At 67.9% G+C, this 22,093-nt stretch carries 18 protein-coding genes; 9 read left to right on the top strand and 9 right to left on the bottom strand.

Annotated features, from left to right (window positions below; genetic code table 11):
• The 7 genes from FVE89_RS08305 to FVE89_RS08335 form a co-directional block, all read left to right on the top strand.
• On the top strand, positions 1 to 454 hold a 454-nt coding region (locus FVE89_RS08305), incomplete at its 5' end, for a transketolase C-terminal domain-containing protein (protein WP_281408957.1).
• A gap of 289 nt (positions 455 to 743) precedes the next feature.
• Positions 744 to 1,772: a hopanoid-associated sugar epimerase gene (hpnA, locus tag FVE89_RS08310; protein ID WP_160533573.1), complete on the top strand. Its 1,029-nt coding sequence runs from the start codon at positions 744 to 746 to the stop codon at positions 1,770 to 1,772.
• Positions 1,769 to 2,680, top strand: coding sequence for a squalene synthase HpnC (gene hpnC, locus FVE89_RS08315; protein ID WP_160533574.1), 912 nt, complete (start codon positions 1,769 to 1,771; stop codon positions 2,678 to 2,680). The genes hpnA and hpnC overlap by 4 nt, the downstream gene beginning before the upstream one ends.
• Positions 2,677 to 3,528: a presqualene diphosphate synthase HpnD gene (gene hpnD / locus FVE89_RS08320; protein ID WP_160533575.1), complete on the top strand. Its 852-nt coding sequence runs from the start codon at positions 2,677 to 2,679 to the stop codon at positions 3,526 to 3,528. The genes hpnC and hpnD overlap by 4 nt, the downstream gene beginning before the upstream one ends.
• Complete coding sequence (gene hpnE, locus FVE89_RS08325) at positions 3,528 to 4,829, top strand: hydroxysqualene dehydroxylase HpnE (RefSeq protein WP_160533576.1); 1,302 nt, start codon at positions 3,528 to 3,530, stop codon at positions 4,827 to 4,829. The genes hpnD and hpnE overlap by 1 nt, the downstream gene beginning before the upstream one ends.
• Before the next feature lie 42 nt (positions 4,830 to 4,871).
• A complete protein-coding gene (shc, locus tag FVE89_RS08330) occupies positions 4,872 to 6,869 on the top strand; it encodes a squalene--hopene cyclase (protein ID WP_160533577.1) in 1,998 nt (665 codons plus the stop codon).
• A 225-nt stretch (positions 6,870 to 7,094) separates the two neighbouring features.
• Entirely contained in the window at positions 7,095 to 7,793 is a 699-nt protein-coding gene (locus FVE89_RS08335; protein ID WP_160533578.1) for a phosphorylase, read from the top strand.
• Positions 7,794 to 7,860: 67 nt separating this feature from the next.
• Here the strand turns inward: FVE89_RS08335 and FVE89_RS08340 are convergent, their stop codons facing one another.
• Entirely contained in the window at positions 7,861 to 8,604 is a 744-nt protein-coding gene (locus FVE89_RS08340) for a hypothetical protein (protein WP_210254048.1), read from the bottom strand.
• Between the two features lie 509 nt (positions 8,605 to 9,113).
• Complete coding sequence (locus FVE89_RS08345) at positions 9,114 to 10,643, bottom strand: Do family serine endopeptidase (RefSeq protein ID WP_160533580.1); 1,530 nt, start codon at positions 10,641 to 10,643, stop codon at positions 9,114 to 9,116.
• 335 nt (positions 10,644 to 10,978) lie between these two features.
• On the opposite strand from FVE89_RS08345, the gene FVE89_RS08350 reads away from it, so the two are divergent.
• Positions 10,979 to 11,356, top strand: coding sequence for a hypothetical protein (locus FVE89_RS08350; RefSeq protein ID WP_160533581.1), 378 nt, complete (start codon positions 10,979 to 10,981; stop codon positions 11,354 to 11,356).
• A gap of 467 nt (positions 11,357 to 11,823) precedes the next feature.
• Here the strand turns inward: FVE89_RS08350 and FVE89_RS31665 are convergent, their stop codons facing one another.
• The 4 genes from FVE89_RS31665 to FVE89_RS08370 all read right to left on the bottom strand — a co-directional run bounded on the left by FVE89_RS31665 (position 11,824) and on the right by FVE89_RS08370 (position 17,230).
• Positions 11,824 to 11,958: a type II toxin-antitoxin system VapB family antitoxin gene (locus tag FVE89_RS31665; RefSeq protein WP_348644672.1), complete on the bottom strand. Its 135-nt coding sequence runs from the start codon at positions 11,956 to 11,958 to the stop codon at positions 11,824 to 11,826.
• Positions 11,959 to 12,070: 112 nt separating this feature from the next.
• Complete coding sequence (locus FVE89_RS08360; protein ID WP_160533583.1) at positions 12,071 to 14,788, bottom strand: valine--tRNA ligase; 2,718 nt, start codon at positions 14,786 to 14,788, stop codon at positions 12,071 to 12,073.
• 116 nt (positions 14,789 to 14,904) lie between these two features.
• Entirely contained in the window at positions 14,905 to 15,441 is a 537-nt protein-coding gene (locus FVE89_RS08365) for a DUF2497 domain-containing protein (RefSeq protein WP_160533584.1), read from the bottom strand.
• 196 nt (positions 15,442 to 15,637) lie between these two features.
• Complete coding sequence (locus tag FVE89_RS08370) at positions 15,638 to 17,230, bottom strand: TolC family outer membrane protein (RefSeq protein ID WP_160533585.1); 1,593 nt, start codon at positions 17,228 to 17,230, stop codon at positions 15,638 to 15,640.
• Positions 17,231 to 17,791: 561 nt separating this feature from the next.
• Between FVE89_RS08370 and FVE89_RS08375 the strand changes: the two genes are divergently transcribed.
• A complete protein-coding gene (locus tag FVE89_RS08375; RefSeq protein WP_160533586.1) occupies positions 17,792 to 19,219 on the top strand; it encodes a hypothetical protein in 1,428 nt (475 codons plus the stop codon).
• A gap of 123 nt (positions 19,220 to 19,342) precedes the next feature.
• Here FVE89_RS08375 and FVE89_RS08380 read toward each other — a convergent pair whose 3' ends face one another.
• The 3 genes from FVE89_RS08380 to FVE89_RS08390 are packed head-to-tail and all read right to left on the bottom strand — an operon-like array spanning position 19,343 to position 22,035.
• The gene (locus FVE89_RS08380; RefSeq protein ID WP_160533587.1) at positions 19,343 to 19,771 is read right to left on the bottom strand and encodes a GtrA family protein; all 429 of its coding nucleotides are present in this window, start codon (positions 19,769 to 19,771) and stop codon (positions 19,343 to 19,345) included.
• Positions 19,768 to 21,057, bottom strand: coding sequence for an NAD(P)/FAD-dependent oxidoreductase (locus tag FVE89_RS08385; protein WP_160533588.1), 1,290 nt, complete (start codon positions 21,055 to 21,057; stop codon positions 19,768 to 19,770). The genes FVE89_RS08380 and FVE89_RS08385 overlap by 4 nt, the downstream gene beginning before the upstream one ends.
• Before the next feature lie 48 nt (positions 21,058 to 21,105).
• On the bottom strand, positions 21,106 to 22,035 hold the full coding sequence (locus FVE89_RS08390; protein ID WP_160533589.1) for an NAD(P)-dependent oxidoreductase: 930 nt from the start codon (positions 22,033 to 22,035) through the stop codon (positions 21,106 to 21,108).
• Between the last annotated feature and the right edge of the window lie 58 nt (positions 22,036 to 22,093).

Here is a 22,093-nt window from a genome sequence, read left to right on the forward strand (position 1 = left end):
TCCCGTCGGCAAGGGCCGGGTGGTGCGTCAGGACGCGGAGGCGCGGGTGGCGATCCTGTCGCTGGGCACGCGTCTGGCGGAGGCCTTGAAGGCGGCGGACACGCTGGCCGAGCAGGGCGTCGCGGTGACGGTGGCGGATGCGCGGTTCGCCAAGCCTCTGGACGAGGCGCTGATCCTGGATCTGGCACAGAGCCACGCGGTTCTGCTGACGATCGAGGAGGGCTCGCGGGGCGGGTTCGGCGCGATGGTGCTGCATCTCCTGTCCGAGAAGGGCGCGCTGGATGCGGGTCGGGTTCGGGTGCGGACGCTGACCCTGCCGGACGCCTACCAGGACCAGGACAGCCCGGAGAAGATGTACGCCGAGGCCGGGCTCGACGCGAAGGCCATCGTCAAGATGGCGCTCGATACCCTGCCGGAGCGCAAGGAAGGGCGGTCGCGCTTGCGGCTCGCCTGATCCCGTTGGGTCGCTTCGCGACGAGTCCGGTGCTGGATCCCGGGGCGCATGCCGCCGACGCTGCATGCGCCCGGGAACGGGGCGTGTTTTCTCCTGCGCCGGCCCTTTCCCGGACAGGTGCAGCGAAGCGGAACCTGGTCCGCGACCCGTCACGGGAAGCGCCGCGCAGCGGCTCCAGATCCCCCAGGCCCGCCGCCTCGGCTTGCCGCTTCGCCGGTTCGGTGACACAAGCGCGGCGCGGCCGGCCATCCCCGGCCCCGCTGAGAGACGGCAACCCTCCAGATCCGTGATGGCAGAGGCCACAATCCCCGGCTCTCCCGAGGTCGGCCCCGTGCTGATCACCGGCGCGAGCGGCTTCCTCGGCTCGGCCCTGGTCGACGTGTTCCGTCGCGCCGGCTTCCCGGTGCGCATCCTCGTGCGCGCGTCGAGCCCGCGGACCAACATCACCTGGACCGATGTCGAGATCGCCGAGGGCGACATGCGCGATCCGGCCGCTGTCGCGGCGGCGATGCGCGGCCAGCGCTACCTGATCCACGCCGCGGCCGATTACCGGCTCTGGGCGCCCGATATGGAAGAGATCGTCCGGACCAACCGCGACGGCACGCGCCTGATGATGCGCGCCGCGCTGGAGGCCGGCATCGAGCGGGTCGTCTACACGTCGAGCGTGGCGACGATCAAACCGCCGGCCGATGGCGTGACGCCCTCCGACGAGACCATGCCGCTGACGCCCGAGACGGCGATCGGCGCCTATAAGCGCAGCAAGGTCGTGGCCGAGCGCGTGGTCGAGGAGATGGTCGCCCGGGAGGGGCTCCAGGCCGTCATCGTCAATCCCTCGACGCCGATCGGCCCCCGCGACGTGAAGCCGACGCCGACCGGCCGGATCATCCAGGAGGCGGCGCTCGGCAAGATGCCGGCCTTCGTCGATACCGGCCTCAACCTCGCCCATGTGGACGACGTGGCGTATGGCCACCTCCTCGCCCTCCGGAAGGGCCGGATCGGCGAGCGCTACATCCTCGGCGGCGAGGACGTGTTCCTCTCGCAGATGCTCGCCGACATCGCCGGCCTGGTCGGGCGCAAGCCGCCGACCGTGAATCTGCCGCGGGCGGCGGTCTACCCGGTGGCGTTCTTCGCCCAGCTCGCCGCCCGGGTGACGGGCAAGCAGCCCTTCGCGACGATCGACGGCATTCGGATGTCGCGCTACCGCATGTTCTTTTCCGATCGCAAGGCCCGCGCGGAGCTGGGCTACACGGCCCGGCCCTATCGCGAGGGCCTGTCCGACGCGATCGCATGGTTCCGGGAGGCCGGGTATCTCGCATGAGCACCCTCGACACCGCCACCGCGGCCCGCTCCGGCAAGGGGCACCGCGACGAGAACTTTCCGGTCGCCTCGCACCTGATCCATCCGCATCACCGCGGCGCGATCCTGGCCTTCTACAACTTCGTCCGCGCCGGCGATGATGTCGCCGACCATGCGGAGCTGTCGCCCGAGCGCAAGATCGAGCTGCTCGACCGGCTGGCCGCCGCGCTGACCGGGGCCGGCCCGGCCGATCCCGAGGCGGCGCCGCTGAAGCGCGAATTGGCCGCCCGGGTGCTGCCGCCCCGCCATGCACTCGAACTCCTCGACGCCTTCCGGATGGACGCCCGGAAGAACCGCTACGCCACCTGGAACGAGCTGATCCACTATTGCCGCTACTCGGCGATGCCGGTGGGGCGCTTCGTCCTCGACGTCCACGGCGAGGATCCGACCCGGGTCTGGGGGCCGTCCGACGCGATCTGCGCGGCGTTGCAGGTGATCAACCACCTCCAGGATTGCGGCAAGGATTTTGCCGCCCTCGACCGGGTCTACCTGCCCCAGGACATCCTCGACCGTCACGGCGCCACCGTCGACATGCTGGGCGAGGCCAAGGCGCCGCCGCAGCTCCTGGCGGTGATCCGCGAGCTGGCGCAGAACTGCCTCGATCTGCTCGACGAGGGCGCGGTCCTGCCGGACCTGATCGACGACCTGCGCCTCTCGATGGAGATCGCCGCAATCCACCGCCTCGCGGTCGTCCTCGCCCGGGGCCTGCTGGAACGCGATCCGCTTTCGGAGAAAGTCCATCACAGCAAGCGCGCCTTCGCGCTCACGGCGCTCGGCGGCGTCGTCGCCACGCTGGTGCGCCGCCCCCTGCGGTTCCGGACCGTGCGGGCCGCCGCCCGCGGGATGCGCTCGCAGGGGTTCCGGTCGTGAGCGCCACCGCGACGCCTGCCGCCGCCGGGCAGGAACCGGCCCCGGCGCTCCCGGCCGCCGGCTCCTCCTTCTACACGGCGATGCGCCTGCTCCCGAAGGAGCGGCGGGAGGCCATGTACGCGGTCTACGCCTTCTGCCGGGCCGTGGACGACGTCGCCGACGATGGCGGCACCCGGCCGGTGCGGCAGGCCGAGCTCGATCGCTGGCGGGCCGACATCGATGCCCTCTATGCCGGCCGGCCCGTTCCGCGGGTCCGCGACCTCGTCGAGCCGGTTCGCCGCTTCGGCCTGAAGCGCGAGGATTTCCAGGCGGTCATCGACGGCATGGCGATGGACGCGATGGAGGACATCGTCGCCCCCGATGCCGAAACCCTCGACCTCTACTGCGACCGGGTCGCCAGCGCGGTCGGCCGCCTGTCGGTGCGGATCTTCGGCATGCCGGAGGCGGACGGGATCCGGCTCGCCTGGCACCAGGGCCGGGCGCTCCAGCTCACCAACATCCTGCGCGACATCGACGAGGATGCCGAGCGCGGCCGGCTCTACCTGCCTCGCGAAAAGCTTCAGGCGATCGGGCTGACCGATCCGACGCCGGCCGAGGCGATCAGCCATCCCCGCATCGGCGAGGTCTGCATCTCCCTCGCCCGCGAGGCCGAGGAGCACTATCAGGCGACCTGGGAGATCATCCGGCGCAGTCCCCGCAAGGCGACCAAGGCGGCCCGGCTGATGGCGGCGGCCTATCACCTCTACCTGAAGGCCGTGCTCGCCCGCGGCTGGGCCATGCCGCGCGCCCGGGTGAAGCCCGGCAAGCGCGCGCTGCTCGGCGTCGTCCTTCGCCACGGCCTGATCTGATGGGAACGGTTCACGTCGTCGGGGCCGGTCTCGCCGGTCTGTCTGCCGCCGTCGCGCTGGCCGGATCCGGCGCGCGGGTCGTGCTGCACGAGGCCGCCAAGCAGGCGGGGGGGCGCTGCCGCTCGTACTACGATCCGGCCCTTGGCCTGACCATCGATAACGGCAACCATCTGCTGCTCTCCGGCAACGCCGACGCCCTGGGCTTCCTCAAGACGATCGGTGCCCCCGCCGACGCCCTCGTCGGCCCGGACGCGGCCGAGTTCGACTTCGCCGATCTCGCGACCGGCGAGCGCTGGCGCCTGCGTCCCAATGCCGGGCGCCTGCCCTGGTGGGTGATGAGCCCGTCACGCCGCGTCCCCGGCACGAGGGCGCGCGACTACCTCGCGCCGCTCGGCATCCTGCGGGCGGCCTCCGGCAAGGCGGAGGGCGCGGGCGGTACGATCGGCGCCCACATGGCCTGCGAGGGCGACCTCTACCGGCGGCTCTGGCATCCGGTTCTGCTCGCCGCCCTCAACACCGAGCCGCGCGACAGCGATGTCGGGCTCGCTGCCCGGATCCTGCGCGAGACCCTGGGGGCGGGCGGCAGGGCCTGCCGTCCCCTGGTGGCGGTGGAGGGCCTGTCCTACGCCTTCGTCGATCCCGCCCTGCGCTACCTCACGGCCCGCGGCTGCGCGATCCGGCTTGGCCGGCGCCTGCGCGGCCTCGATCTGGCGGAGGGGCGCGTCGCCCGGCTCCAATTCTCGGACGGTGCCGAGGTGATCGGCCCCGAGGACGGAATCGTGCTGGCGCTGCCCCCCTGGGTCGCCCGCGAGGTGTTGCCCGGGCTCCTCGCCCCGGTGGAATTCCGCTCCATCGTGAACGCGCATTTCGCGCTCGCGCCGAAGCCCGGCAGCCCGCTGCTGCTCGGCGTCGTCAACAGCCTCACGGAGTGGCTTTTCGCCTATCCGGACCGGTATTCGGTGACGATCAGCGGGGCCGACAGGCTCCTCGACGTGCCCCGGGAGGATCTCGCCCGCCAGATCTGGTCCGAGATCGCACGGTTGTGTGATCTTGCACCGGAACTACCCAGCTGGCAGATCGTAAAGGAGAAGCGTGCGACCTTCGCGGCGACGCCGGCGGAAGCCGCGCGGCGCCCGGGGGCCGAAACCGCCTACGCGAATCTCGTCCTGGCAGGCGATTGGACCGCAACCGGTCTGCCGTCGACGATCGAGGGAGCGATCCGCTCGGGCCAAACTGCCGCGCGCGCCCTGCGCGCTGGATCTGTCGCGCGCGCCGGAACCCGGCTGCGCGGCGCAGCTTGAGGCATACGTCCGCCGCGAGGCGGGTGTTCGAGGTCGAGGATGATGAGAGAGGCGTTGAGCAAAGTCGAGCCGCTGCAGCGGTCGAAGACGCAAGGAATCTCGCTGGACGATGTCGAGCGCGGCGTCGCGCAGGCGACGCGGGCGCTGACCGCCCTGGCGCATGAGGACGGGCATATCTGCTTCGAACTCGAGGCGGATGCCACGATCCCGTCCGAATACATCCTGTTCCATCAGTTCCGCGGCACGCAGATCCGGGATGGCCTGGAGGCCAAGATCGGCCACTATCTGCGCCGCACCCAAGGCCCGCACGGCGGCTGGGCCCTCGTCCACGAGGGGCCGTTCGACATGAGCTGCACGGTCAAGGCGTATTTCGCCCTGAAGATGATCGGCGACGACATCGAGGCGCCGCATATGCGCCGGGCCCGCGAGGCGATCCTGGCCCGGGGCGGGGCCGCAAACGCCAACGTGTTCACCCGGTTCCTGCTGGCCCTCTACGGCGAGGTGCCGTGGCGCGCCGTTCCGGTGATGCCCGTCGAGGTGATGTTCCTGCCGAAGTGGTTCCCGTTCCACCTCGACAAGATCAGCTATTGGGCCCGTACCACCGTGGTGCCGCTGTTCGTGCTCCAGGCGACCAAGCCCCGGGCCCGCAACCCGCGCGGAATCAGCGTGCAGGAGCTGTTCGTCACGCCCCCCGAGAGCGTGCGCTCGTGGCCCGGCTCGCCCCACGCCACCTGGCCCTGGACGCCGATCTTCGGCTTCATCGACCGGATCCTCCAGCTCGTGGAGGATCACATGCCGCGCAAGAGCCGGCAGCGCGCCATGGAGAAGGCCCGCGCCTGGGTCAGCGAGCGCCTGAACGGCGAGGACGGGCTCGGGGCGATCTTCCCCGCCATGGTCAACTCGGTGCTCATGTACGAGGTGATGGGCTACCGGCCCGATCATCCGCAGGTCCGCGTCGCCTGCGACGCCATCGAGAAGCTCGTCGTCGAGAAGGCCGACGAGGCCTATGTCCAGCCCTGCGTCTCGCCGGTCTGGGACACGGCGCTCGCGAGCCACGCGCTCCTGGAGGCCGGCGGCCCCGAGGCCGAGGCCCAGGCCCGCCGGGGGCTCGACTGGCTGAAGCCCCGTCAGGTGCTCGACATCGTCGGCGATTGGGCGGCGCGCAAGCCGAAGGTCCGGCCGGGCGGCTGGGCGTTCCAATACGCCAACGCCCATTACCCCGACCTGGACGACACCGCCGTGGTGGTGATGGCCATGGACCGGGCCATGCACCAGCACGGGCTGGTCGCCGGCATGCCGGACTACAAGGCCTCGATCGCCCGCGCCCGGGAATGGGTCGAGGGGCTGCAATCGGAGGATGGCGGCTGGGCGGCCTTCGACGCCGACAACAACCACATGTACCTCAACCACATCCCGTTCTCGGATCACGGCGCGCTGCTCGACCCGCCGACCGCGGACGTGACCGCTCGCGTGGTCGGGATGCTGGCCCAGCTCGGCGAGACCCGGGAGACCTCCCGGGCGCTCGACCGCGGCGTGAACTACCTCCTGAACGACCAGGAGGAGGACGGCTCCTGGTACGGCCGCTGGGGCATGAACTTCATCTACGGCACGTGGTCGGTGCTCTGCGCCCTCAACGCCGCCGGGGTGGATCCGGCCGATCCGCGCATCCAGAAGGCCGTCTCCTGGCTGATCCGCATCCAGAATCCGGATGGCGGCTGGGGTGAGGACGCCTCCTCGTACAAGATCGACCCGGCCTTCGAGCCCGGCTCGTCCACGGCCTCGCAGACCGCCTGGGCGCTGCTCGCCCTGATGGCGGCCGGCGCGGTCGACGACCCGGCGGTCACCCGGGGCATCAACTTTCTCACCCGCACGCAGGGCGCGGACGGGTTCTGGAAGGAGGAGCGCTACACGGCGACGGGCTTCCCGCGGGTGTTCTACCTACGGTATCATGGCTACCCGAAGTTCTTCCCGCTCTGGGCGATGGCGCGCTACCGCAACCTGAAGCGCACCAACAGCCGGCGCGTCCAGTTCGGCATGTGATGCGACGGGGCCGGTCCTGGCGGCCGGCCTCTCTCTCCACCGGATCGCAGCGCGTTCGACCGTCCGGGTGACCGACCTGCGAGCCCCGGTATCCGACACGTGGCCTCCTCAGATAGCGAATCCGCGGGTGCGGGCGAGCCCCGTCCCCCGCAGGATCAACCCGTCGCTGCCCCGCGGCGTTCGCGTCTGCTTGCGGACCTCGCCGGACTGGTCCACCAGCGGACCATGATCGATCCGAAAGCCCCCGTCCTGGCCGTCACCGGCCTCGCCCGCGAGCGCCGCATGGCAGCCGGCGAGGGAGTCGAGGCCGTGGGCGCCGGCGGCAATCCGCAGCGCCTACGCCAGCTCCTCGATGCCCGCGTTCCGCCCGGCTGCCGGGCCGTGGTGAGTTTTGGCATCGCCGGCGGTCTCGATCCCTCGCTTAAGCCGGGCGATGTCGTGGTCGGAACCGGCGTCGTCAGTGAGGAGGGCCGGCGCGCGGCCGATCTCGACCTTTCGGCTACGCTCCTCAACGTACTCTCGGGGATCGGACCCCGCGTGATCGCGGCAGATCTGGCAGGTGTCGACACGGCGGTACTCGCCGTCGACGGCAAGTCGGAGCTGCGGGCCACGACCGGGGCCGCAGCGGTCGACATGGAATCGCACGTGGCCGCCTCCTTCGCCGGGCGTTACGGCCTTCCGTTCGCGGCTTTGCGGGTGATTTGCGACCCCGCCAGCCAAGCGCTGCCGGCCTTCGCCGCGGAAGCGCTCACGGCGGACGGCGAGCCCGACATCGCTGCGGTGTTCTTCGCCTTCGCTCGCGGCCGGGCGCGGCTGAGCGATCTGATGCGCCTCGCAAAGGATTCGAACGCGGCCTTTGCCGCACTTGGCCGGTGCCGGGCACGGCTGGGGGTGGGGCTCGGAATCCCCTCCCCCACGGTCTGATGTAAGGCGGAATGCGCGGCATATCGCTTCGCCGATGGCGGTGCGGCTTTGGATGACGTCCGGTGTGCTATCGGCCGATGCTTTGCCAGGCAATGACCCGTTCGATGATTGCTTTGGCCGAAGCACTCTGCCCCAAAAGCGAAATCAGAATCCCGCTGTTTCTCACGAGGAGTTCCGCGAGATTGGAATAATTCGAGTATGCGAAAGCGCTACCGACCCGGAGGGGGATTTTGTAATACTCATTCGATAAGGCGAGCGTGACCAGATCGAGTATCGCGTCGGAGTTTCTTTCGAAGGGCGTCAAGAAATTCCTGGTGGAATGAATCGGAATTTCCTCATCGGGAAGTTTAGAAAACGATATAACGTTTGAATCGTCGAACACTTTCCTGCAATAGTCTCGACATTTGGAACTATCTGTTGCTACGAACACCGGAAGCAATATGGATTTTTTTATTTGATCGATAGCCTGTTCGTAGTCTGTCCGATAATCGGTGTTCCGAATATGGATCGCGCTGAATGGACGGCCGATCGCATTGATGCGTCGCTCCAGATTTGCGACCATGTGATCGTGCAGAACAAGCGTCTTCAACGCTATGAGAGCGCGTTCGTTTCCACCGCACGCGTGGCGAACCACAATATCCGCATCGTATTCTTTTGTAATATCGAAACAAATTCGCGCCCCAGACTCGGTATCCACGAAATTCTTTACTGCGCCGTACCATTGCGGCGTGTATGAATTTAATCGCCCCTTCAATTCAGGCGGCATAACATCCATTGTATCGACGGAATGTCTGATAAAATCGAAATCCAAGATCAAATTTGGATCTTTGCTCAAAAAATAGTTTGAAAACTTTATTGTGAAAATGTAACATTTTTTCATAGGCCGTATCAATAATCGCGATACGGCCAGTTTGTCGAGCATAAGTATGGACAAATGCAATTTGCTTCAGAGTATCGTTCGAGCCGCCATCCGGTCTGCAGAGTACATATTTCAAGCGCATACGGGACGACCATTTTCGATGAAAGGTGCCTTACCAGGTACACGTCATGTGACGACGATTGATTTACTGAGTGACGATCGAAACAGCATAATCTAGCCATAACTTTGTCAAGCAGGATTATAAGTATCTTTATATGGGGAATTGCATTCGGGCTTCGGAGCCGCGATTCCGTAAAATCTTAATATGTTTTTCTAGAACGCGTGTCATAACTGCAAAACTGGGCACGATAACGAAAAGACGCCGACCTTTTGGGTCGGCGCCAGTCGGAGGTCACCATGAGCGGCGCGAGGCGGAAGGCCCCGCGCCGGGAGAACCGGCCTCAGCCGGCGTTCTTGCTGAGCGACACCGCCACGAAGCGGGTCTGGCCCTTGCCGCTCTTCACCCGCATCAACACAGCCTTGCGCCCGTTCGACTCCGCGGCCCGGATCTGGGCAGCCACATCCGCCGGGCGGGACACGCTCTGGCCGCCGACATCGAGGATCACGTCGCCCGCCTCGATGCCCTTGGCGGCCGCCGGACCGTCGGGATCGACCTGAACCACCGCGACGCCTTGATCGGACAGGCCGACATCGCCGGCCGGCGCGAGCTGAAGGCCGAGCCGCGGCTGGCCGTTGCCTGAATCCTCGTCGCGGCTGGCCATCTTGGTGCCGTCGGTGGGCATGGTCCCCAGCGTCACCGTGGCGGTGTCGGACTTGCCGCCGCGCAGATAGCTCAGCTCGACCTTCGCACCCGGCTTCATCCCGGCGATCTTGCGCGAGAGTTCGCGGGCGCTGTCCACCGTGTCGCCGTTGACCTTCTCGATCACGTCGCCCGCCTTCAGCCCGGCCTTGGCCGCCGGGGTGCCGTTCTCGGCGTGGTCCACGAGCGCGCCCTTGGCCTTGTCGAGGCCCAGGCCCTCGGCGATGTCCTGCGTCACCGGCTGGATCTGCACGCCGAGGTAGCCGCGGGCCACCTTACCGTCGGTGCGGAGCTGATCGACCACCGCCTGCACGGTCTCGGAGGGGATCGCGAAGGCCAAGCCGACGCTGCCGCCGGACGGAGACGCGATGGCGGTGTTCATGCCGACCACCTCGCCGTTGACGTTGAAGGTCGGGCCGCCCGAATTCCCCTTGTTGATCGGGGCGTCGATCTGCAGGAAGTCGTCGTAGGGGCCGGCGCCGATGTCGCGGCCGCGGGCCGAGACGATGCCGGCGGTCACGGTGCCGCCGAGGCCGAACGGGTTGCCGATCGCCACGACCCAATCGCCGACCTGCGGCGCGGCCTTGCCGAATTGCACGTAGGGGAAGTTCGAGCCCTCCGTGATCTTCAGCAGTGCGACGTCGGTCTTGGCATCCTTGCCGATCACCTTCGCGTCGAGGGTGCGGCCGTCGTCGAGGGTCACCTGCACGGTCTTGGCATGGTCCACGACGTGGTTGTTGGTCACCACGTAGCCGTCGGCCGAGATGATGAAGCCGGAGCCGACCGCACCGCGCGGACCCTGGTGCTGGGGCTGCATGCCGCCGGGGCCGTTCTGGCCGAAGCGGCGGAAGAACTCGCGCAGCTGCGGCGGCACGTTCTGGAGGTTGCGGCCCTGGTTCGGCCCATCCTCGTCGTCGCCGCTGCTCGCCGAGTCGTCGAGCTTGACCTTCACCGAGACGACGCCCGGCTTCACCTTGTTGACGATGCCGGCGAACGAGCCCGGCGGATGCTCGGGGGCCTCGATCGGCGACTTGGGCAGGGCCTGGGCATAGGCCGGGGTGGCGGACGGCAGGTATCCGCTGCCCAGCGCGCCGCCGGCGATCAGCGCGGCGGCCGCCACCGAGGCGAGGGCGCGGCGCGAGGTGCGGCCGGAAGGACGGGTCTCGGTCATGGGGAGTCTCAACCTCTCGGAGATGATCGGGACGACGCCGGCTGACGCGGCGTTCGATGCGATCGGTCTAGAGGGCAGCCCCTGACCCGGGCGTGGCGGTCACATTACGGTTTCGACAGGTGGCGGGGCCTGCGGGTGCCGCCGGCTCCGAGCGGTCGTGCGAATGAATCCCGGGTGCCACCAATCTTTCATCGCATGTTGAAAAATGCCTGGGGCCCGTGTGGCCCGTCACCTTTTGCCCCGGGACGTCGCGCTACGGTGCTTCAGCGTCCGGTGCGTCGGCGAGTCTGCTCATGGTGTGCCAGGCCGTCGCGCGAGGTCGATTGAGGACTGCGATGAGGATCCTGTTCGCTGTTTTGGCAGTTTTCGCCTCGGTCGGTACCGCGACGGCGGCAGAAACGTACACGGATTATCGCGACTACTTCGACACACAACCTGTCGTGACGCCGGACTCCGGACGGAAGAGCGTACGGAAGACGGCCCGACCGGTCGATGCCATCGACACGCGGCGCTATGACGACGGCTCGGCGTCCAAGAACCCCGATAACCTGAGACCCGGCTACAGGGGGGCGGCCGGGATCTACGTGCCGCCGGACTATTCCACACATCCGAGTGAACTCGCAGGCGACGGCTACGCGGGCTGGGGCGGCCGGTCGTACCGCAGCTACGGCGCTCCCAACCCGTTCAGCGGCTCCCTCGGCACCCGCCGATAGGCTGGACGGTGTCGGTGATCTCAGCGGGCGGCCCCGTAACCCAGCCCGTGCCGGTCGCTCACGGCAGACAAGCGGCGGTCGCGTGTCCAGATCCGGATCCGGGCATCAGTTTGGCCGATGCCAAGAGATGTGCACCGACGGAATCGACGGAGGCCGTGCAGCGCGTGATCTGTGATCAGGCGCAGGACCTCATCCGGCTCTGAGACGGAGCCTGTGGCATCCGCTCGAGGAGCGTCAGCACGGTCGTGCGGTCTCGCAGGCCTCCGAGGGGAGTTCCCCGATCACGTCGGGATGAACGCGTTGGCGTCCCGCTTCGAGGAGCGCGCCCAGGGTCAGGTCGGTGGCGCGGAGAGGGTCGATCCAGAGACTCGTGTCGACGATGATCGTGGCTCTGAGCGGCGGCGTCGCCCGGCTTCGGCCGTCGGATCGCTTTCGCCCAGCAAGACCATGCGCCGGGACACCTCCCGCTAAATCGAGGCCCGAAGGGCCTCACGCAGGAGCGCGAACGTCTCGCTGATGCCAGAGTACCGCTGCGCATCCTCCACAAGCTCGTCGTCGAGGGTGATCGTCGTCCGCATAGGAACCTCCGTCCCCTGCATCATTTATCGCGTCCGATGATGCTTAAAGAGATGCAGGGGCGAAGTCGGGCGCGGCACGGTCCGCTGCACGGTGTCTTTGTCATCGGCGCGACGCGAGGCAGGTGAGGACCGGGGCTCAATCCTCGGTCAGCCGCGCGAGTGCCTCCTCGATCTTGGCGAGCCGCGCCGTCTCGCTCTCGCGCCGCTCGCGGTTCTCCTCGATGATCTCCTCGGGCGCGCGGGCGACGAAGTCGGCATTGCCGAGCTTGGCATCGATCTTCTTGATCTCACCCTGCGCCTTGCCCTGCTCCTTCCTGAGGCGCGCCACCTCGGCGGCGAGATCGACGACGCCCTCCAGCGGCAGCGCGGCGACGCTGCCGCGCACCAGCAGCTGGACCGAGTTCTTCGGCGGCGTCTCCGCGAAGGTGATCTCGGACAGGCGCGCGAGGCGCAGCAGCGTGTCCCGCCACGCTTCGATCCGGGTCCGGACCTCCGGCGTCGCGCCGACCATCACCAGGGGGATCTGCGCCCCAGCGGGCACGTTCGTCTCGGAGCGCGCCGAACGGATCTGGCTGACGAGATCGACCACGAAGCCGACCTCGGCCTCGGCCGCCGCGTCGGCGAGGCCGGCGAGCTGCGGCCAGGACGACAGGGTCAGCAGGCCGCGCTCCGGCAGGCCGGCGCCCTTGATCGCCCACAATTCCTCCGTGAGGAAGGGCATGAACGGGTGCAGGAGCTTGGCGACCTGATCGATCAGGAACGCGACGCTCGCCTGCGTCTCGGCCCGGATCGCCGGATCGACGCCTTCGCCCTGGAGGACGGGCTTGGCCAGCTCCAGGTACCAATCACAAAAAATATTCCAGACGAAGCGGTAGGCGGCGCTCGCCGCATCGTTGAAGCGGAAGGCGTCCAGCGCCGCCGTCACCTCGTCCACCGCGCGGGCCGCCTCGGTGAGCGCCCAGCGGTTGATGGCGCCCGTGGCGGCGCGCGGGTCGAAGGCCGGATCCAGGCGGCAGCCGTTCAGCTCGGCGAAGCGGGCGGCGTTCCAGAGCTTGGTGGTGAAGTTCCGGTAATCCTTGACCCGGTCCTCCGACAGCTTGATGTCGCGGCCCTGGACGGCCAGCGCGCACAGCGTGAAGCGCAGGGCATCCGCGCCCATCGTCTCGATCAGCTCCAGGGGATCGACGACGTTGCCCTTGGATTTCGACATCTTCGCGCCCGACGCGTCCCGCACCAGCGTGTGCAGGTAGACCATGTCGAACGGCGCCCGGTCGGTGAGGTGCAGGCCCATCATCATCATCCGGGCGACCCAGAAGAACAGGATGTCCTTGCCGGTCACCAGGGTGTTGGTCGGGTAGAAGCGGGCGAGTTCCGGCGTCGAATCGGGCCAGCCGAGCGTCGAGAACGGCCAGAGCGCCGACGAGAACCACGTGTCCAGCACGTCCTCGTCGCGCTTGAGCGTCACCGGCCGGCCGTGCTTCGCGGCGGCCTGGGCCAGCGCCGCGTCCTCGCTCTCGGCGACGAAGACGCCGCCCTCGTCGTCGTACCAGACCGGGATCTGATGGCCCCACCAGAGCTGGCGCGAGATGCACCAGGGCTCGATGTTGGTGAGCCACTGGAAGAAGATCTTTTCGTAGTTTTCGGGCACGAACTTCGTCTGCCCGTCGCGCACCGCCTGGAGGGCGCGCTCGGCGAGCGGCTTGACGTTCACGTACCACTGGTCGGTGAGGTAGGGCTCGATGACCACGCCCGAGCGGTCGCCGTGGGGCACCGCATGGGTGTTGGGCTCGATCGTGCGCAGGCGCTCGCGGGCCTCCATCAGGGCGACCACCGCCTTGCGCGCCTGCGCCCGGTCGAGGCCGTGCAGCGCCATCGCCTCCGGCTCGGGCGAGGCGCCGTCGAGGAAGGCCGCGTTGCCGTCGAGCAGTATCCGGCCCTCGGGATCGAGGACGTTGATCAGGCCGAGCCCGTGACGGCGGCCGACCTCGAAATCGTTGAAGTCGTGGGCCGGGGTGATCTTGACCGCGCCGGTGCCCTTCTCGGGATCGGAATAGTCGTCGGCGACGATCGGGATCAGCCGGCCGACCAGCGGCAGGCGCACGCGCTGGCCGACCAGCGCCTTATACCGCTCATCTTCCGGATGGACCGCGACACCGGTATCGCCCAGCATCGTCTCGGGCCGCGTGGTCGCCACCGTGATGATGGCGCCGGTCTCGTGGCCGGCCTCGTCCACCACCGGGTAGTCGAAGTGCCAGAGATGACCCTTCACCTCGACCTGCTGGACCTCCAGGTCCGAGATCGCGGTCTGGAACTTCGGGTCCCAGTTCACCAGCCGCTTGTCGCGGTAGATCAGGCCCTGCCGGTGCAGGTCCACGAAGGTCTTGAGCACGGCGCGGCTCAGGCCCTCGTCCATGGTGAAGCGCTCGCGGGACCAGTCGCAGGAGGCGCCGAGACGCTTCAGCTGATTGACGATGGCGCCGCCGGATTCCGCCTTCCAGGCCCAGACCTTCTCGACGAAGGCCGTCCGGCCGATCTCGCGACGGCCGGGTTCCCGCGCCTCCGCCATCCGCCGCTCGACCACCATCTGGGTGGCGATGCCGGCATGGTCGGTCCCGGGCTGCCAGAGCACGTCCTTGCCGCGCATGCGCTCGAACCGGCAGAGCACGTCCTGCAGCGTGTTGTTGAGGGCGTGGCCCATGTGCAGGGAGCCCGTCACGTTCGGCGGCGGGATCACGATGCAATAGGGGCTGGCGCCGGCGCGTTCGGGCCGGCCGGCGCGGAAGGCGCCCGCCTCTTCCCAGGCGGCGGAGATCCGCGCCTCGACGGAGGCGGGCTCGAAGGTCTTGTCCATCATCGCGGGTACGGGCGGGCGCTTGTCCAAACGGGGTTGGATCCGCTTTCGACCGTCACGCCGCTTCCGTCAACACGCGGGCGGCGACCCGGAGCCGCCATACCCAGGCGCGGGGAAACTCAGCGGCCGCGCGAGACCCGCTCGATCTCGGCGCGCACCAGCCGCTCGACCACGGCCGGCAGGTTGTCGTCGAGCCAGGATTTCAGCATCGGCCGGAGCATCTCCTTCACGAGATCCTCCAGGGTCCGGGCGTTCTGGGTCAGGACGGTGTGGGCGAGCAGGTTGAAGGCGCCGCTCACGCTGGCATCCGTCGCCGGCGAGACCAGGGCCTCGGGCTCCGGCTCCGGCTCACGCGGCCGGGCCGCGGCTTGGACCGCCGGCTGCGGCGGCGCCGGTGGAGCCGGCGGGGGCGGCGCGGGTGCCACCGCGACCGGCTCGGGTTCCGGCTCGAAGGCCGGCGCGTCGAAATCGATCGCGTCGAAATCGAGCGGCTCCGGCTCGGGCTCCGGCTCGACGGCCCGGGGCCGCGCCACCGGCTGGGCGACCTCGGCGAGGTCGAGCACGTCGTCGGGCTCCGGTTCGGGGACGGCGTCGGCGGGCTTGGTCGCCTGATCGTCGGCGATGATTCGCCGGATCGAGGCGAGGATCTCTTCCATCGAAGGCTCCTGCGCCTTATCGGCAGCCTTGTCCTGGAGTTTCGTGTCCGGGATCTTGGGGCTAGCTGCACTCATCGGCAGGCGCACTCGGCATGGGAGACTGGAACGCGATCCGATCGGATCGATGTTCAATCAGTATTCCATGCCGTTTCGATGCGGCAAGCGCGCTTTCACCACACTCCCCGTGGAAAAGGCGTCAGCGGCCATCCGGGGTGCGCAGACCGAACCACAGGTCCTTGACCTGATCGTAGTGGACCTTGGCGCTGTAGTACTCGACCGGCAGGGCGGTGAACCGGGCCGTCAGCTGTCCAGTCGCCTGAACCACCCCGTAGGAGTAGATCACGCGGTCGCGCTGGGCCACGATCAGGTTCACGCGCGAGTTCAGGAGTTCCTGCTGCGCGTTCAGCACGTCGAGGGTGGTGCGCTGGCCGACCCGGGCCTCCTCGCGCACGCCGTTCAGCGCCACCTCGTTGGCCTGGACCTGCGCCTGGGCGGCGATCACCTGCGCCTTGGCGGCTTCGAGCCGGCCCCAGAAATCGACGATCTGCGCGCGGATCTGATCGCGCACCTGATCGACCTGGATGCGGGTCTGGCCGACCGTCTCCTTGGCCTGCCGGATCTGCGCGTAGGTCTGGCCGCCCTCGTAGATCGGGATGTTGAGCCGGCCGCCGACGAAGCCGACGAAATAGGCTTGGTTCGGGCCGGTCTGATCGTAGACCTGGCTCAGCGAGCCCTGCAGACTCAGGTTCGGGGCGAGCTGGCCTTCGAGAACCTTGACCTGCGCCTCGGCCGCATCGACGGCGTGGATGGCCGAGACCACCTGCGGGTGCTCGCGCAGGCCGATGGCGATGGCCGCATCCAGCGAGGCCGGCACGAACCGGTCCAGCGGCCGGCCGGGCGCGAGCTGGCGCGGCTCGACGCCGATATTCTGACGATAGACGCCGATGCTGGTGCGCAGGGCCGATTCGGCCGAGCTGACCTGCGAGCGCGCCCCGGCGAGGCGCGCCTCGGCCTGGGCGACGTCCGTGCGAGTCACCTCGCCGACATTGAACCGGTCCCGGGTCTGACGGAGCTGCTCCTCCAGAACCTCGACGTTGTTCCGGTTGAGCTCGAGCGTCGCGGTGTTGCTCAGCACGTTCATGTAGGCCTGAACGGCGTTGTAGAGAACGGTCAGCTCGGTGAAGCGCAGCGTCTCGCGCTGACTGTAGACGTTCGATTCGGCGCGGCGGGTCAGGTTGTCGGTCTGGAAGCCGTTGAAGAGCGTCTGCGTGACGGTCAGGCTGGCCGTGGCCGGGAGATAGGTCTCCCGGATCGTCCGGTTCGACGTGATCGACTGCGCGGTGGTCGCCGTCGAGGCGCCCGATACGCCTCCGCCGGACCCCAACGTCCCACCTGTTCCCGTACTGGCCGTCCCGGTGGTGCCGATTCCCGCCGACGTCCCGGCGCCCGTGAGGCCGGTCGAGGTCCCGACGCTGGTGGTTCCCACTCCGGACGTTCCGCCGAGGGATGTCCCGGTGGTCGCCGTCGTCGCGCCGGTGGATGCCGCGCCGGCCGCCGCCGCCACCGTGCTGGAGCTGCGGGTCTGGAGGTATTGGACGCCGATCGAGGCGCCGACATTGACCTGCGGCCGATACCCGGACTGGGCGATCGCCACGTTCTCGTCGACCGCGCGCACGCCGGCGCGACTGGCATTGAGGGTTGGGTTGCCCTGATAGGCTTTCGCGAGGGCGCTCTCCAACGTCTCGGCGGTGGCCGGAGCCGCTGCCGAGATCGCGAGCCCGGATGCCATCATTCCGATTGCGCGGAACGTGGAGCGAGTCGCTGGCGGACGTCGTGTCACGTTGAACAAGCCCTTCCGGCCTTTTCCGATCCGAATATGTGCGACGAATACAGCCAAGGTAAGGCGGTCCGTTGGTATCCGATCAAGCCCGCCCCACGGTCACGCTTAGCGCAAATCCGTTGCTTTGGCTTGCACAGACCGGCCGGCCGAGTCGGAATGTACGGGAGTTGGGGCATTAAGGTGACACATCGCCCGACGCTGCAGGGAGCCTGGTCGGGCGCTGCGGCGCGATCGAAGGCTCGCGTCAGGAGCGGGGCGCGTCGACCGAGGATCGCCGCCGTTTCGGGCGGGCGCCTGACCCGGCTCGGTAGTCGCCGGCTTCCGCCGACGACAGGGGATGCGAGACTGATCCTTCACAGGCAATCTCGCGCCGTGATATCGAATTGAGGTCCGGGAACACTGAATTTTCTCCGGAATGCGCCCACCGGACCGTTATCCATGGGCGGGGAGCGACGGCCATGCGAGGCTGCGCTCCAGGCTGAGACAGATCGGCTTTCGCGTTGAGGCAGCATGCAGATCGAGCTGATCGGAGTCGTCGCCTTTCTCATCGGGCTCATCAGCTTGGGGCGCAGCCCCGGTTTCTCGGTCTACATGGTCTTTCTCAGCACGCTGCTGGGCGCGTCCGCGGCCGCGATCCTGACGGCGCTGGGCGGGGCCAGTCTGCAGCCGGCCCATCTCATGCTCGCCTTCGTGCTGCTGAAGGTCGGGACGAATCCCTATCGCCTCGCCGACGGCCTCTCGTCCCTGAGCTTCCCGCGGCCGGGCTTCTGGCTCCTGATCACGGTGCTGTACGCGCTGGCCGGGGCCGTGCTGATCACCCGCCTGTTCGCGGGCAGCACGAACGTCTACTCGATCGCGCGCCTGGGTGACGGCGTCCGGATCGCCCTCGTGCCGCTGGTTCCGACGACCGGGAACCTGACCCAGAGCCTGTACTTCGCCTCGGATCTCCTGGCCTACGTCGCCTTCTATGCCTGCTCCAAGGAATTGGGCTCGCGCAGCCTCGCGGTTCTCTGCTCGGCCGCCGTCGTCTGCGCCTTCGCCAATCTCGCCTTCGGACTGATCGACGTCGCGACCTATCTCACGGGAACCGGCGAATACCTGTCGTTCCTCCGAAACGCGGGCTACACCATGCTCGTCGAGGTCGAGATGGCCGGCTTCAAGCGGGTGGTCGGTTCCTTCTCCGAAGCCTCCACCTACGGCTCCGCCTCCCTGTTCCTGTTCACCTTCACCGGGAAGATGTGGCTGGAGGAGGTGTTCACCCGGCGTGCCGGTCTGGCCGCGGCCGCATCGCTCATCGCGGTCATCGCTTCGACCTCGACGACGGCCTATGCCGGCTTGGCCATCATCGTGACGTTCGAGTACCTGACCTGCCTGTACGGCCTCGTCATAAACCGGCGATCGACACGCAACGCGACGCTGTTCCTGTTCCTGGGCCCGTTCGTCGTCGCGTTCATCGTGATGCTCGGCGCGCTGCAGGAACCCGTCTGGAATGCGGTCCAGAACATCTATCAGGCCGCGTTCTCGGAGAAGCTGACCTCCGATTCCGGCATTGAGCGAAGCTCCTGGAACTACCAGGGGTTGCAAAACCTGTTCGAGACGAATGGGCTGGGGGTCGGCGTCGGCAGCACCCGGACCTCCAGCTGGCCGCTCGCGGTGCTGGCGAGCCTCGGGATCGTGGGCACGGTCACGTATTTCGCCTTCGTGCTCCTGTTCTTCTTCGCGCGCCCCTCGAGCGATGACCGGACGCGGAGCTTCCAGAAGAGCATCCGCTTGGCCTGCATCTGTCAGGTGGTCCTGGGTTCGATCGGGTCTCCCTTCGTCGACCTCGGCTTGTTGTTCTTCATGTGTGCCGGCATGTCGATGGCCGTCAGTGAGAGCGAGAAGACCGCCTCCGCGGCGCGGGCGCAGATGTTGGAGGCGGGCGTCCCGGCGGAGTGACGGGGTTTCCGCCTGCGCCGTATGAGGGGCGGGACCTCTCCCCATGTGGGCCTCTCGCGGCCAGGGCGGAGGGGACGTCGCGCTTGGCTGGCGTCCGGGAGTGGTCCCCAGCCGTCGTGGCGTTCAGGCCCGCTGCGCCCGCTTGCCGAACGAGAAGTACTTGTGGGCGTAGAAGCTGAGCAGGATCGGGCTCGCGACGCCGATCAGATGGGCGACATCCTCGGCGTGCCACGTGAACCCGATCCGGGGGAAGACCACGCGCGCCAGCCCGACGCTGACCCCGAGCACCATCAGGAAGCTGAACACGTTGACGAGGGCGAAGCGGCCATACTCGCCGATCCAGCTGCCGGTCGAGGCGAAGACGTAGCGCCGGGCCAGCACGAAGGCCGTGGTCAGGCCGACGAGATAGGCCAGCGTCACGGCAAGTTCGTAGACCATCACGAAGCTGAGGAGCCAGCGGGTCGCCACATTGGCGAGCGCCGCGATGCCGCCGGTGACGACGAAGCTCGCGAGCTGCCGCCCCTCGCCCTCTCCCGTCGACGGCGCGCTCACGCCGGGATCCTCGCGGCCATCTCCTCGGCGAGCCGGACGCTCTCCGAGATCCCGCGATCCTCGGGATAGTAGAAGCAGGTGTCGGCGATCTGGAGGCCTTCGATCGGGGTCTGCACCGGCGGGAGCTTGGCGGCGAAGCCCGGCTCGCAGATCGGCTGGGCGTAGCGCAGCCGCGCGACCTTGCGGGCGAGCACGTCCTGCGGCCCGATCGCCGGGTTGACGCGGCGGATATACGAGAAGGCCTCGTCGAGCAGCCGCTCGTCGTCCCAGGAGAATTTCGGGTTCGTGACCGGCATGTAATAGGGCACGAACACGATCGACTCGCCGTTCGGGATCGGCCGCAGGTTCGAGAACTCGATCAGGCCGGGGATGGCCACGTCCGGCTCCGAGATGTTGACCCAGAAATGGGGCGTGACCGGCTTCTTCAGCTTGAACAGCAGGCAGCAGACGCCGATGTTGTTGATCGCGTCGTACTTGGCCTTCCAGTCCGCCGGCAGGTCCGGCACCGCCGCCGAGACGAACGGCGTCGGCATGGTCGAGATGACGGCGTCGGCGGGATGGAACCCATCCGAAGCCTCGACCCCCGTCACCCGGCCGCCCTCGGTCACGACGCGCTTCGCTGGCGTGGACAGGCGGACGGACCCGCCCATCGCCTCGATGCGCTCGACGAGCCGGTCGACCAGGGTCTGGCTGCCGCCCTCGATATAGCCGAGCTGCTCCTCGAACAGGGATTTGCGCGAGCGCCCGATGCGCTTCACCCGGGTCCAGATCCAGGCGGCCGAGACGTTGTCGGCATATTCGTAGAATTTCAGATCGAACAGGGGCCGCCAGAGCTTCTCGTAGACCTCCCGGCCCGACCAGCGGGTGATCCACGCCTTGGCGCTCTGCGTCTCCAGCGCGTCCCAGCGCTCGCGCCGCGTCGACACGAAGGCCAGCAGGCCGTAGCGCAGGCGCGCCAGCAGGCTGACGTTGGGGTAGCGCAGCAGCGAGATCGGATCGCCCCAGGGATGCAGCTTGCCCCCCGAGAAATAGCCCATCGTGGTCTTGCGCCAGCGCATCGTGCCGCCGAGGCCGATCTCGTCGAGGAGCTTGAAGGTCGGCTCATCCGTCTTGCAGACGAAGTGGTAGAACCGCTCGATCGAGACGCCGTCGAAGTCGAAATGCGCGGCCATGCCGCCGGGTTCGGGGCCGGCTTCGAGCACCTCGACCTGATGCCCCGCCTTGGCGGCATGGTAGCCCGCGGCGAGGCCCATCGCCCCGGCGCCGATCACGATCAGGCGCGCCATCAGCCGGGCAGCCGCGTGCGGAAGCAGCGAACGTGCATCATCGGGCCCTCAGAATTGCAGCGCGATCTTGGAATAGACCGGATGGCGGAAGGTCTCGTCGAACGCCGTGGCGAGGGGCGTCGCCCGCACGCCGAAGATCTTCGGCCAGTCGATCACCTCGAACACGTCGGGGGTCGACAGGGCCTTGAGCTGCTTCTCGGTAAACGGCGGGTTCTTGCTGAACAGGCCGTAGACACGCAGCAGCAGCGCGAACATCCGGTAGGGGATGCGCACGATCGGGGTGCGGAGCTGGGTCGCCCGCTTCATCTCCCGGATGAGATCGATGTAATCGATCCGCTCCTGGCCGGTGATGTTGTAGGCCCCGGTCATCCGCCGCTCCACCGCGGCGACGATCACGTTGCAGAAATCGCCGACATAGAGCGGCTGGCGCAGGTAGCGGCCCGAGCCGGGGATGGGGAAGACCGGCATCTTCTCCATGAAGCGGGCGAGCCAGCCGACATGCTTGCGGTCGAACCAGCCGAACATCAGCGTCGGCCGCAGCACGATCTGGGGGATGCCCGAGGCCAGGACCAGCGCCTCCTGGGCCTTCTTGGTCTCGGTGTAGTCGTCGACCGCCAGCGAGTTCACCACCGACGAGGAGATGTTGACGAGGTAGGGCACGGCGTGGGTCTTGGCGGCCGCCATGACGCGCTCGCTGGCCTTGATGTTATTGCGGACGAACTCCTCCGGCACGAGGCCGCCGATCTGGGCATGGGCGTGGACCAGGGCGTCGAGCCCGGCGAGCTTGTCCTGCCAGCCGTCATCGACCGCGAGGTCGGCCACGATCACGTCCACGTCGGGATGGTGCTCCTTCAGGATCGCCGCGTTGGCGGCCGCCTTGTCGATCACCACGATGTCGGTGAAGCCGCGCGCCTTGAAGCGCGGTATGAGGTTCTGACCGACGAGGCCCGCACCGCCCGTGATCAAGACACGTCCCATTCGCGAAAATCTCTCGATACAAGTCGAAGCCAGCGGGACCTGTAACGAATATACTCCG

Source organism: Methylobacterium sp. 2A (assembly GCF_009806555.1).
Lineage (GTDB): Bacteria > Pseudomonadota > Alphaproteobacteria > Rhizobiales > Beijerinckiaceae > Methylobacterium.